The sequence below is a fragment of the Micromonospora parastrephiae genome (genome assembly GCF_016802865.1).
Taxonomy (GTDB): domain Bacteria; phylum Actinomycetota; class Actinomycetes; order Mycobacteriales; family Micromonosporaceae; genus Micromonospora; species Micromonospora parastrephiae.
Genome location: NZ_JAEVHM010000058.1, coordinates 1 through 12,473, shown reverse-complemented (window position 1 = coordinate 12,473; position 12,473 = coordinate 1). Strand labels below are relative to the sequence as shown.

Sequence of the window (12,473 nt, the reverse complement as noted above, 5' to 3'; positions counted from 1 at the left end):
AACGCTCTATTCATGCAACGACGGTGTTGCCTGTATATGGAAAGCAACGTAGCTTTTCCCGTGTCGGAAACACAGTGAACATGGGAGAGCGCGATGCAGACCTTCGAAACCCCCGCCCCGATCTCCGCCGTCCTGGACATCCCCGCCGGACGCATCCGGTTCATCGCCGCGGACCGCGCCGACACCATCGTCGAGGTCCTCCCCGCCGACCCCGCCAAGAGCCGCGACACCAAGACCGCCGAGCGCACCACCGTCGCCTACGCCGATGGCGTCCTGCGAATCACGACCGCCGGCCCCACCGACAAGCTGTTCGGCCCCTCCGGATCCCTGGAGGTCACCGTCCGGCTACCCGCCGACTCTCGCATCGAGGCCAAGACCGCCAGCGCCGAGCTTCGCAGCGTCGGACGCCTCGGCGACGTCGCCTTCGACGGGGCGTACCGCCAGGTCAAGATCGACGAGGCGGCGAGCGTCCGGCTCACCGCGATCGACGGCGACGTCGAGGTCGGCCGGCTCAACGGCCCCGCGGAGATCAGCACCGCGAGGGGCGACATCCGGATCGCCGAGGCCGTACGCGGCACGGTCGTCCTCCGTACCCAGTCCGGCGACATCTCGGTCGCCGCCGCCGCCGGCGTCTCGGCCGCCCTGGACGCCGGCACCGGCCACGGCCGCGTCGGCAACACCCTCAAGAACGACGGCACCACCCAACTCGACATCCACGCCACCACCCTCCACGGCGACATCACCGCCCGCAGCCTCTGAACAGGACGGATGACGATGACGAACAACAGCACGTTCTCGACCAGCTCGACGTGGACCGGCCTGGTGCCGGTCCACGTCACCGCCCTGGCCGTCACCGACACCGGCGGCCCCGGCACCCCGATCGTCTACCTCAACGGCCAGTTCTCCACCCAGGGGTACTGGCGGCGGGTCATCGCCGAACTGGGGACCGGGTGGCGGCACATCACCTACGACGAGCGGGCTCGCGGCAGGACGTCGAAGCGTTCGGCGGACTATTCCTTCGAGGCAGCCGTCCGGGACGTCGACGCCGTTCTCGCGGCCAGGGGTGTGAACCGTGCGCTGGTGGTGGGCTGGTCCTACGGGGCCGTCGTCGGGGCGCACTGGGCCAGCCGGAACCCGAACCGTGCCATGGGTGCGGTCCTGGTCGACGGCGCGTTCCCGTACGACTGGCTCGACGACGCCATGGAGCAGCGCATCCGGAAGCTGTTCCGGCGGATGAACCTGTTCATGCCGCTGCTGCGCCCGACCGGCCTGACCCCGCGGATGAACGCCGAGCAGATGGCGGACAGCAACATCGAGCTCGGCAGACTGTCCCGCGAGCGCGAGCTCGGCCCGGTGCTGGACGCCATCACCGTTCCGGTGCGGTACGTCGTCGCCTCCGGGACGTCCCTCGGCAGTCGCGGTGACGAACAGGAGCGGATCCGCACCAGCCTCGACGCGGTAACCACCCGCAACCCACACATCCGGATCGCCGCGAAGGTGACCAGCAACCACGGAGCGATCCTCAAGAAGGACTTCCGGGCGATCGCCGAGGCCGTCCGCGAGGTCGCGGACCTCGACCGGAGGGGCACCGACGACACGACCAGCGGTCGGTGAAGGCCGGGCGGCGGACCCGCCGCGTGCCTCGCGCCGACGGGTGGCGAACCGCCACCCGTCAACGCGAAGCGTCAGGAGGACTCACGCGCGGCGGGGCCACTGCCGAAGAGCACGTCGTCCCAGCTCGGCAGCGCTTACGCGGCTTGCCGTTGGCATCGGTGGACTCGCCGCCGCTGCCGGCGGCGGCCGCCGCGGCGCCGGTCCGACGCGGCCGCAGGACCGCCAGCGACGGCACGGCCGGCACCTCCTTGGGCGCGTCCGAGTCGTCGTCGAAGGCCGAACCCTGGCCGCCGCCGAGCAGTGCCGCGGCACCACCACCGACCGGCCGCTGCCGGGGAGCGTCCGACCCGGCAAGGGCAGCCGGCGTACGCGGCTCCAGCCCGCGACCCGACGAGGCGCCGAGCGGGCGGTCCAGTGAGGCGAGCAGCGCGTCGCGTCCGGCACGGATCGGGTCCCGACCGGGACGCGGGTGCTCGGACGCGGCCGGAAGCCCGTGCCCACCGCGGCTCGGCTCGCCACGCGACGGACCGGGCAGGGCGTGCCCACCCCGCTCCGGCGCCGGCTCCTGGCCGAGGATCGGCGTGGGCCGCTCGGCGCACAGGTACTGCGCCATGTCGTCGTGGGGGGTGACCGCCTGCCGGGTCTTGTCGAGATCCCAGATGGCCTGCGCGGTGGCCTTGCCGGACGGCCAGGTGGCGATGATCCGCCAGGTGCCGTCGTCCCTCCGGTACGCGTCCCAGGAGATCTTCTCGGTGTCGATGCCGTGCTGGCTCAGACGACCGTTGACCACCTCGGCGAGCGGGGTGGGCTTCTCCGCACCCTTGAGCCGGGTGCGGCGGGCGTGCTGGGCGAGCATCGCCCGTTCCTGGAGCACCGGGCCGGCGTAGCGCAGCACCCGGTCGACCGGCACCCCGGCGATCCGGGCGACGTCCTCGGCGGACTCACCGGAACGGATGCGGGCCTGGATGTCCCGAGGGGACAGCGAGGGAACCGGGTCGACGGCCGTCGGCGCCGCCGGAAGCGGCGGACCGCCCGGCTCGGCGTGCAACGCGCCGGCGATCCGCTCGTCGATCGGCAGGGCGAGCAGCCGTCCGACCTCGTCGGCGAGAACGAGGGCATGGCCGTCCTCGGAGAGGGCGACGAAGCGTACTGGGCGCATAGCGTTGCCTCCGTCCCGCTTCGTTGGCCGCACGCCACGAGTCGGCCACCCAGGCGTCTCGGACCACCGTACGCGCATCTGTCTCGGGGTGGGGGAAGCGACACCCCGCATGTCGCGACTGAGCTGCAACGATGATCACGGTCGGTGTCCGTGGAAGCCTCGACGGACACGACGTGACGAAACTCAGAGGCGCTCGACCACGTAGTCGATGGACGCGGTCAACGCCTCGACGTCGGCCGGCTCGACGGCCGGGAACAGCGCCACCCGCAGCTGGTTGCGACCGAGCTTGCGGTACGGCTCGGTGTCCACGATGCCGTTGGCGCGCAGCGCCTTCGCGATCGCGGTGGCGTCCACCCCGTCGGCGAAGTCGATGGTGGCGACCACGTTGGACCGCAGCGCCGGGTCGGTGACGAACGGGGTGGCCACGGGGGACCGCTCCGCCCAGCCGTACACCGTCGCCGCGCTCTCCGCGGTGCGCTTGGCCGCCCAGGCCAGGCCGCCCTGCGCGTTCATCCAGTCGGTCTGCTCGGCGGCCAGGAAGATGGTGGCCAGCGCCGGGGTGTTGTACGTCTGCTCCAGCCGCGAGTTGTCGATCGCGGTGACCAGGTCGAGGAAGGCCGGGATGTACCGCCCGGACGCCTTGATCTCGGCGGCCCGGTCCAGTGCGGCCGGCGACATCAGGGCCAGCCAGAGACCGCCGTCGGAGCCGAAGCACTTCTGCGGCGCGAAGTAGTAGACGTCGGTCTCGCCGACGTTCACCTCCAGGCCGCCGGCGCCCGAGGTGGCGTCGACGAGCAGCAGCGCACCCTCGTCCGCACCCGCCACCCGGCCGATCGGCACCGCGACGCCGGTCGAGGTCTCGTTCTGCGGGGTCGCGTAGGCGTCCACGCCGGACTCGGCGACCAGGGCCGGCGCGCTGCCCGCGTCGGCCTTGCGGACGGTCGGCTCACCGAGGAACGGGGCGTCCTTGACCGACTTGGCGAACTTGGCGCCGAACTCGCCGAAGCTGGCGAACTGCGCGCGGTCACGGATCAGGCCGAAGGTGGCGACCTCCCAGAACGCGGTGGTGCCGCCGTTGCCGATCACGACCTCGTAGCCCTCGGGCAGCGAGAAGAACTCGGCGATGCCGGAGCGCAGCCGGGCCACCTGGTCGCGGACCGTCTTCTGCCGGTGCGAGGTGCCCAGGTAGCTGGTGGCCACGTCGGCGAGTGCGGACACCGCCGCGGGACGGACCTTGGACGGGCCGCAGCCGAAACGTCCGTCGGCGGGCTTGATCTCATCGGGAATCCGGATGGTCGGTGCGTCAGCCACGGTCTTGAAGATCCTTCCGCAAGGGCGAGGGCGGGCCCGGCGACACTGCCGGCCCTCATCCTCGCACCCGGACCCATCGGTGGAAGCCGGGCCCCCGAGGGCGGGGCTGAGTCCTTCGCCACACCCCGGGCGCCGATCGGCCACCCGAATGCGAAGGGGCCCCTCCGGTACGACGACGTACCGGAGGGGCCCCTCGCGGGCAGGGTCAGACGCCGTGCGGGATGGCGGCCCAGCCCTCGACGTCGGACGGCTTACGGCTCTCCGGGCCGACGTAGCGGGCCGACGGGCGGACCAGCCGCTGCAGGCGCTTCTGCTCCAGGATGTGCGCGCTCCAGCCGCCCATCCGGGCGCAGGTGAACATCGAGGTGAACATGTGCGCCGGCACCTCGGCGAAGTCGAGTACGACGGCCGACCAGAACTCGACGTTGGTGGCCAGCACCCGGTCCGGGCGGCGGGCCTGCAACTCGGCCAGGGCCGCCTTCTCCAGCGCCTCGGCGATCTCGAAGCGCGGCGCGCCCAGCTCCTTGGCGGTGCGCCGGAGCACGCGGGCGCGCGGGTCCTCGGCACGGTAGACCCGGTGGCCGAAGCCCATCAGGCGCTCGCCGCGGTCCAGGACACCCTTGACGTAGCCCTCCGCGTCGCCGCTGCGCTCCACCGCCTCCAACATGCTGAGCACGCGGGACGGTGCGCCGCCGTGCAGCGGGCCGGAGAGGGCGCCGATGCCGGAGGAGATGCAGGCCGCCGCGTCCGCGCCGGTGGAGGCGACGATGCGGGCGGTGAAGGTGGAGGCGTTCAGGCCGTGTTCGGCGGCCGAGATGAAGTACGCGTCGACGGCCTTGACGTGCCGCGGGTCGGGCTCACCCCGCCAGCGCTTCATGAACCGCTCGACGATCGTCTGCGCCTTGTCGATCTCCTTCTGCGGCACCGCCGGCAGGCCGAGGCCCCGGGCGGACTGCGCGACGAAGGAGAGCGCGGTCACCGAAACGCGGGCGAGATCCTCGCGGGCCTGCTCGTCGGAGATGTCCAGCAGCTGGCTGAGACCCCAGTACGGCGCCAGCATCGCGACCGCCGACTGCACGTCGACCCGGATGTCGCCGGAGTGCACCGGCACCGGGAACGGCTCCGCCGGCGGCAGGCCCGGCCCGAACCGGCCGTCGACCAGCAGCGCCCACACGTTCCCGAACGAGACCTGGCCGATCAGATCCTCGATGTCGACCCCGCGATAGCGCAGCGCGCCACCCTCGCGGTCGGGTTCGGCGATCTCGGTCTCGAAGGCGACGACGCCCTCCAGTCCGGGTTTGAAATCGGCCATGTCGCTCTCCTGGATCTGGTCGGTGCGCCCGGTCAGGCTCATCCGGCCCGATCGGCCGAGCGCCTTAGGCGACCCTCAGGGATGTGTTCGGAACATCTTGCCCGCTCAGTAACCGGATACGCGACCCACTGCCACTGTGCTGCACACGACATCTGAGGACGCGCATTCTCCGCGCGGCTCGGTGAGACTGGGCGGTGCGGGCTGGCCAGCGCGGGAGGGCGTCGGCGAGGCCGCCGAGAAGGAGTGGGGACGTGACGGGCGACACACCCGCCCCGGCCGCGATGCGTAACGAGTACGCAGCGGACCTGGGCCTGACCGAAGCTGACCTGGCCGCCGACTGGCACACCCAGTTCGACCGCTGGTTCGTCGACGCGGTGGCCTTCGGGCTACCCGAACCCAACGCGATGGTGGTGGGCACCGCCGACGCCGCCGGCCGGCCGAGCGGACGGACGGTGCTGCTGAAGGGGTACGACCCGGACGGTTTCGTCTTCTTCACCAACCACCTCTCCCGCAAGGGTGTCGAGGCGAGCGCCAACCCGTACGCCAGCCTGGTCTTCCCCTGGTTCGCCATGCAGCGGCAGGTGGTGGTCACCGGGCGGATCGCCCCGATCGACCGGGCGGACACCGACGCGTACTTCGCCAGCCGTCCGCGCGGCTCCCAGCTGGGCGCCTGGGCCAGCCCGCAGTCGCAGGTCGTGCCGGACCGGGCCGCGCTGGAGGAGCGCTACCGGCAGGCCGCCGAGCGGTACCCGGACGAGGCCGTCATCCCGACCCCGCCGCACTGGGGCGGGTTGCGGGTCCGACCCGACGCGGTGGAGTTCTGGCAGGGTCGGGCGGGCCGGCTGCACGACCGGCTCCGCTTTCGTCACCTCGACGAGGGTGAGTGGACCGTCGAGCGGCTGGCGCCGTGACGGGTGTACAGGAGGCCCGCTCGCGCGAGGCGCGCCGCTGGGCGATCGACGTACGTCCGCTGCGCGTCCCGGCGTACCGGCGGCTGTGGCTCGGCAACACCGTCGCGATGTTCGGTTTCCAGTTCACCGCCGTCGCGGTTCCGGTGGAGATGTACGCCCTGACCCGGGACTCGTTCTGGGTCGGTCTGCTGGGCGTGGCGGCCTTCGTACCGTTGCTGATCTTCGGGCTCTGGGGTGGTGCCGTCGCCGACGCGCGCGACCGCCGTGCGGTGTTGCTCGGCGGGTCCGTGCTGCTCTGGGCGTCGACTCTCGGGCTGCTGGTCCAGGCGCTGCTGAACGTGGGCAGCCCGGTGCTGTTGCTGGCCTTGATGGCGGTGCAGTCCGTGGCGTTCGCGATCACCTCGCCGGCCCGCAGCGCCATGCTGCCCCGGCTGGTCCCGGAGGAGCTCGTTCCGGCCGCCAGCACCCTGAACTACACGACTTTCACCGCGGCCTCGGTCGCCGGCCCGCTCGCCGCCGGTCTGATCCTCTCCGCCTCGCCGGACACCACCGTGGTGCTGCCGATCGCGTACGGGGTGGACGCGGTGCTGTTCACCGCGATGCTCTGGGCCGCGCTGCGCCTGCCCGCGCTGCCGCCCGAGCCGACCGCCGACGGTTCGGCCCCCCGCGCCGGCCTGGCCAGCGTGATCGACGGATTCCGTTACCTGGCCACCACGCCGGTGCTGCTGCTCTCCTTCGGGGTGGACCTCATCGCGATGATCCTGGCCATGCCGAGGGCGCTCTTCCCGGAGATCGCCCACGAGCGGTTCGGCGGCGGTGGCGCGGTCGGTCTGCTCTACAGCGCCATCGCGATCGGCTCGATGATCGGTGGGCTGACCTCCGGCTGGATCGGCCGGCTGCGCCGCCAGGGGCTCGGCCTGGTGCTGGCCGTGGTCGGTTGGGGCCTCGCCATCGCCGCGGCCGGCCTGGCCCACCAGCTCTGGCTGATGGTCGCCCTGCTCGCCGTGGCCGGCGCGGCCGACCTGATCAGCGCGGTGCTGCGCCAGTCGATGCTGCTGGTGTACGCGCCGGACCGGATGCGCGGCCGGCTCCAGGGTGTCAACACGGTGGTGGTGGCGGGCGGCCCGCGCCTGGGTGACGTGCGGGCGGGCACCATGGCCGCCGGATTCGGCGGCGGGGTGGCCTGGGTCGCCGGCGGGCTCGCCTCGGCGGTGCTCGTCGTGGTGCTCGCGGTCGTGTTCCCGGCGCTGCTGCGCTACCGGGCCGCGACCGCGTCGAGCGGTGAGCGCACGTGACCGGTTAGGGTCGCCGGCATGGAAAGCCCCGACCAGCGCCCGTTCTCCGGCGCCCAGTGGACCATCTCCGCCGCCGGCCACGAGGCCGTCATCGTGGAGGTGGGCGGCGGGCTGCGGACGTACCGGCACGACGGCGTCGAGCTGCTCGACGGGTACCAGACCGACGAGGTCTGCCCCGGCTGCGCCGGGCAGGTGCTGGCGCCCTGGCCGAACCGGATCCGCGACGGCCGCTACCCGTTCGCCGGGCGGACGCACCAGCTTCCGCTGACCGAGCCGGAACGGCACGTCGCCATCCACGGGCTGGTCAACTGGGTGCCGTGGCAGTTGTTGGAGCAGTCGGCGGACGCCGTGACGGTCGGCTACGACCTGCCGCCGCAGCCCGGCTACCCGTGGCCGCTGCGGCTGCGCAGCCGGTGGAGCGTCGACGCGGACGGGCTGCGCGCCGAGCACGAGGTCACCAACATCGGTGGGGAGTTGGCGCCGTTCGGGTTCTCCGTGCACCCGTACCTGCAACTGCCGGGCGTCGCCGTGGACGACCTGGTCATGCGCCTGCCCACCCGTACCCGCGTGCTGGTGGACGGTCGGTTGTTGCCGGTGGGGGCGACCCCGGTGGCCGGCACCGAGTACGACTGGACCAGCCCGCGCCAGATCGGCGGCGTCGAGCTCGACCTCTGCTTCGGCGAGGTGATCCGCGACGCCGACGGCGGCTCCTCGGTGAGCCTGGCCGCGCCGGACGGCTCGGCCGGCGTGAGCATCTGGGCGGACGCCGAGTTCGGCTGGTGGCAGGTGTTCACAGGCGACGCCCTCACCGGCGAGCGGCACCGACGCTCGGTGGCGATCGAGCCGATGACCTGCCCGCCGGACGCGTTCCGGTCGGGCAAGGACCTGCTCACGCTCAAGCCGGGCGTGACCTGGCGGGGCGCCTGGGGCATCCGCCCCGGAGCCTGATGGAGTTCGCCGAGGTCGTCCGCCGACGGCGGATGGTGCGCAACTACGACCCGGACCGCCCCGTCCCGCCCGACGTGGTGGACCGGCTTCTGGACCACGCGGTACGCGCACCCTCCGCCGGGTTCGCGCAGGGCTGGGGCTTTCTGGTGCTGGAGGAGGCGGCCGACCGGGAACGGTTCTGGGCCGCGACCACTCCGGACGGCGGCGGCCGGGAGCGTTGGCTGGCCGGCATGCGTCGGGCGCCGCTGATCGTGGTGCCGCACGCCAACGAGTCGGCCTATCTGCGGCGGTACGCGGAGCCGGACAAGGGCTGGACGGACCGGTCGACCGACCGCTGGCCGGTGCCGTACTGGCATGTCGACACCGGCTTCGCCGCGCTGCTGATGTTGCTCACTGCCGTGGACGAGGGGCTGGGGGCGTGTTTCTTCGGCATTCCGGCGCAGCGGATGGCCGCCTACCGGAACGCGTTCGGCGTGCCGGCGGAGTACCAACCCATCGGTGCCGTCACAATCGGTTACCGTGCACCCGACCATAGGTCACCGTCGTTGCGCCGTGGACGTCGTGGAGTGGACGAAGTGGTGCGGCGCGGCCGGTGGAGCTGAGTGGGCTGTCCCGTTCGTCCGGTTGAGGATGGGACGATCGGGCGCGAAACTGACATCAGGGAGCAGAACGCAACGCGCACCGGGCGGCTAGGCTGGCACGGTCATCGGTGCCGCGCCGCGCGGTGCCCGCCGCGGCCCGGCTCGGCGCCGTCGGTCGGCCCGGCCACGGGGAGGGGAGCGTGCCGTCGTGATCTTCAGAGCGGTCCGGGACGGGCGTCCCTATCCGGAGCACAATCTGACGCTCAAGCAGTGGGCGGAGATCCCGCCGCGTCCGCTGCGTCTGGACCAGTTGATCACCACAAAGCGCGAGCTGGCGCTCGACAAGCTCCTCGCCGAGGACTCCACCTTCTACGGCGACCTCTTCCCGCACGTGGTGCAGTGGAACGGCGGGCTCTACCTGGAGGACGGGCTGCACCGGGCGTTGCGCGCGGCCCTGCAGCAACGCAACCAGATCCATGCCCGGGTGCTGGTGCTCTCCGGGCCGATCGAATGACGCGACCCCGCCCATCGGCCTGAGTCTTCGTTAAGGTGGCGTCCATGACCGCTCCACTGGACCTGCTCGACCTGGACCCGTCGCTCAGCGAGGAGGAGCGACAGATCCGCGACGTCGTCCGCCAACTCGTCGACGACCGGGTACGCCCACACGTCGCCGACTGGTACGAGGAGGGTCGGGTGCCGGCCCGGGAGTTGGCCCGCGAGTTCGGCAAACTCGGACTGCTCGGCATGCACCTCACCGGCTACGGCTGCGCCGGCGCCTCCGCCGTCGCGTACGGGCTGGCCTGCCAGGAGTTGGAGGCCGGCGACTCCGGCGTCCGCTCGCTGGTCTCGGTGCAGGGCTCGCTGGCCATGTACGCCATCTGGCGTTACGGCAGCGAGGAGCAGAAGCAGCGCTGGCTGCCGTCGATGGCGACCGGCGAGGCGATCGGCTGTTTCGGCCTGACCGAGCCGGACCACGGCTCCGACCCCGCCTCGATGGCCACCCGGGCCCGCCGCGACGGCGAGGACTGGCTGCTCACCGGCGGAAAGATGTGGATCACCAACGCGCCGATCGCCGACGTCGCGGTGATCTGGGCGCGCACCGACGAGGGCGTGCGGGGTTTCGCCGTACCGATGGACACGCCCGGCGTCACGGCCCGCGAGATCCGCCGCAAGATGTCGCTGCGCGCGTCGGTGACCGGCGAGATCGTGCTCGACGACGTCCGGCTCCCGGCGGACGCCCAACTGCCCGAGGCGGTCGGGCTCAAGGCCCCGTTGAGCTGCCTCACCGAGGCCCGGTACGGCATCGTCTGGGGCTCGGTCGGCGCCGCCCGGGACTGCCTGGAGACCACCCTGGCGTACGCCACCACCCGCACCCAGTTCGGTCGCCCGCTCGCGGGCTTCCAGCTCACCCAGGCCAAGCTCGCCGACATGGCCGTCGAGCTGGTGAAGGGGCAACTGCTCGCGCTGCACCTGGGCCGGCTCGCCGACGCCGGCCGGCTGCGACCCGACCAGGTCAGCGTGGGCAAGCTGAACAACGTGCGGGAAGCCCTGGCCATCGCCCGGCAGTGCCGCACCATCCTCGGCGCGAACGGCGTCTCCGGGGAGTACCCGGTGATGCGGCACGCGAACAACCTGGAGAGCGTCCTGACGTACGAGGGCACCTCGGAGATCCACCAGCTCGTCGTCGGGCAGCGGCTCACCGGGCTCTCCGCCTTCGCCTGACCTGCCCGTTTGTGCTTTCCGGCGGCTCGACGCGCGGCTGTCGTACCGGGGCCGTACCGTCAATGCAGACGACGTGTCTGACGAGGACGGTGAGCGTGATGGCCCGCGACGCTGGCATCAACGAGCCCACGAAGGAGTTCCCCGGTTACCCGACCGGCGACGATCTCAAGGAGCGGTCGGCCGCGACCCCCGAACCAACCACTGACACACCGGGCGGCTCCGGGGGCGGTGGGGCGGCCCGTGGCCTGCTACTCCTGCTCGGCGCCGCCGCGCTGGCCGTGGTCGTGCTGCTCGGCGTGCAGGCGACCGGCTTCCTGCCGGATTTCCGCAACCCGTTCGCCAAGGAGCAGACCGACCGCAGCCAACCCCCGCTGCTGAAGTCGATCCAGGACCTCAGCCGCTACGTGGCCGCGGAGGGCAACTTCCAGGTCGTGGTCGACACGCAGAACGACCGCCGCAACGTTCCGGACTTCCTGCTCAACGAGCGCACCCTGTTCGTCGGGGCCGGCAGCGTCGAGGCGTACGTCGACTTCACCAAGATCGGTGAGGGTGCCATCGTCCAGTCCGCGGACGGCAAGTCGGTCGAGATCAAGCTGCCCGCGCCGCAGCTCGGCGAGACCAACCTCGACCTGGAGAAGAGTTACGTGTTCGCCGAGCAGCGCGGTCTGCTCAACCGCCTCGGTGACCTGGTCGGCAACGACCCCAACCGGCAGCAGCAGGTCTACCAGCTCGCCGAGGAACGGATCACCGGCGCCGCCCGGGACAGCGGGCTCTCCGCCCGCGCCGAGGAGAACACCCGCAAGATGCTGGAGGGGCTGCTGCGCTCCCTCGGCTACCAGCAGATCACGGTCACCTACACGGCCCCCTGACCCCGTACGCCGAAGCGCCCGCCCCGACCATCGTCGGAGCGGGCGCTTCCGCACCTGTCCCGCCGCCGCCGACCCGTCCGCCCAACGCCAAGCCAAGATCCGCGCAACTTCACCGATGTTGGTGGCTCGGGCGGTCCGGGAGGCAGCAACTTCACCGGAGTTGCTGCCTGGTCCGGGCCGTGGCGCGGGGTGTGGGTCAGTGGCCGGTGGAGGCGAGGTAGCGGTCCTCGTCCGGCATGAGGACCCAGAGGATCAGGTAGACGATCACCTGGGTGCCGGGCAGCAGCAGCGACAGCAGGAACAACAGCCGGACCATCCCGGCGGACATGCCGAACCGCTGCCCGAGGCCGGCGCAGACGCCCGCGATCATGCGCCCCTGGCGGGGCCGAACCAGTTTGCGACTCATCGTCGTACTCCCACTCTGCGGCGGTGCGCCGCGTCTGCGATCCACGGTAGAAAGGGGTAGCCAGCCCGCCCTCGGTCCCGAGGAGGATCGGCGACGCGTGGACCCGTAGGTGCTTTACCCGGGCGACCCCTCCCCGACTCCCCCTCACGGCCGTTCCGCCGACTTCGCTCGGTCGCATCCGCCCAAGATCGCGCATGATCCAGGACGTAGTGGCCTCACGACCGTTCAAAACCACTACATCCGGGATCGAGCACGATCTTGCGGGGGCGGTCGTCGCGGGGGCGAGCGGTCGCGGTGCGCGATCTCGGCGGCGGCGGCGACGCGGCCGGCGGGCGACGCGGGGGC

12 protein-coding genes and 1 pseudogene are annotated in these 12,473 nt (G+C 72.0%); 9 read left to right on the top strand and 4 right to left on the bottom strand.

Annotation, left to right across the window (positions count from 1 at the left end; translation table 11 throughout):
- The first annotated feature begins 93 nt into the window (after window positions 1–93).
- Window positions 94–759, top strand: a complete 666-nt coding sequence (locus JNW91_RS14345; protein ID WP_203175489.1) for a DUF4097 family beta strand repeat-containing protein — start codon at window positions 94–96, stop codon at window positions 757–759.
- A gap of 15 nt (window positions 760–774) precedes the next feature.
- Window positions 775–1,614, top strand: coding sequence for an alpha/beta fold hydrolase (locus JNW91_RS14340; protein ID WP_203175480.1), 840 nt, complete (start codon window positions 775–777; stop codon window positions 1,612–1,614).
- 71 nt (window positions 1,615–1,685) lie between these two features.
- Here the strand turns inward: JNW91_RS14340 and sepH are convergent.
- The 3 genes and pseudogenes from sepH to JNW91_RS14325 form a co-directional block, all read right to left on the bottom strand.
- Window positions 1,686–2,773: pseudogene (gene sepH / locus JNW91_RS14335) on the bottom strand (septation protein SepH).
- Between the two features lie 183 nt (window positions 2,774–2,956).
- Entirely contained in the window at window positions 2,957–4,084 is a 1,128-nt protein-coding gene (serC, locus tag JNW91_RS14330; protein WP_203175479.1) for a phosphoserine transaminase, read from the bottom strand.
- Between the two features lie 205 nt (window positions 4,085–4,289).
- Window positions 4,290–5,396: a citrate synthase 2 gene (locus JNW91_RS14325; RefSeq protein WP_203175543.1), complete on the bottom strand. Its 1,107-nt coding sequence runs from the start codon at window positions 5,394–5,396 to the stop codon at window positions 4,290–4,292.
- A 281-nt stretch (window positions 5,397–5,677) separates the two neighbouring features.
- On the opposite strand from JNW91_RS14325, the gene pdxH reads away from it, so the two are divergent.
- The 7 genes from pdxH (at window position 5,678) to JNW91_RS14290 (ending at window position 11,722) form a co-directional block, all read left to right on the top strand.
- Entirely contained in the window at window positions 5,678–6,307 is a 630-nt protein-coding gene (pdxH, locus tag JNW91_RS14320) for a pyridoxamine 5'-phosphate oxidase (protein ID WP_203175542.1), read from the top strand.
- Window positions 6,304–7,602: an MFS transporter gene (locus JNW91_RS14315; RefSeq protein ID WP_203175478.1), complete on the top strand. Its 1,299-nt coding sequence runs from the start codon at window positions 6,304–6,306 to the stop codon at window positions 7,600–7,602. Before pdxH ends, JNW91_RS14315 begins: the two co-directional genes overlap by 4 nt.
- A gap of 18 nt (window positions 7,603–7,620) precedes the next feature.
- Window positions 7,621–8,550, top strand: a complete 930-nt coding sequence (locus JNW91_RS14310; protein WP_203175477.1) for an aldose 1-epimerase family protein — start codon at window positions 7,621–7,623, stop codon at window positions 8,548–8,550.
- Complete coding sequence (locus tag JNW91_RS14305; RefSeq protein ID WP_203175475.1) at window positions 8,550–9,152, top strand: nitroreductase family protein; 603 nt, start codon at window positions 8,550–8,552, stop codon at window positions 9,150–9,152. Before JNW91_RS14310 ends, JNW91_RS14305 begins: the two co-directional genes overlap by 1 nt.
- A gap of 187 nt (window positions 9,153–9,339) precedes the next feature.
- Window positions 9,340–9,645, top strand: a complete 306-nt coding sequence (locus JNW91_RS14300) for a type II toxin-antitoxin system VapB family antitoxin (RefSeq protein ID WP_089002310.1) — start codon at window positions 9,340–9,342, stop codon at window positions 9,643–9,645.
- A 44-nt stretch (window positions 9,646–9,689) separates the two neighbouring features.
- On the top strand, window positions 9,690–10,853 hold the full coding sequence (locus JNW91_RS14295; RefSeq protein ID WP_203175473.1) for an acyl-CoA dehydrogenase family protein: 1,164 nt from the start codon (window positions 9,690–9,692) through the stop codon (window positions 10,851–10,853).
- Window positions 10,854–10,951: 98 nt separating this feature from the next.
- Window positions 10,952–11,722, top strand: a complete 771-nt coding sequence (locus tag JNW91_RS14290; protein ID WP_203175459.1) for a DUF4230 domain-containing protein — start codon at window positions 10,952–10,954, stop codon at window positions 11,720–11,722.
- Between the two features lie 196 nt (window positions 11,723–11,918).
- Here JNW91_RS14290 and JNW91_RS14285 read toward each other — a convergent pair whose 3' ends face one another.
- Window positions 11,919–12,128: a PspC domain-containing protein gene (locus tag JNW91_RS14285; RefSeq protein WP_203175456.1), complete on the bottom strand. Its 210-nt coding sequence runs from the start codon at window positions 12,126–12,128 to the stop codon at window positions 11,919–11,921.
- Between the last annotated feature and the right edge of the window lie 345 nt (window positions 12,129–12,473).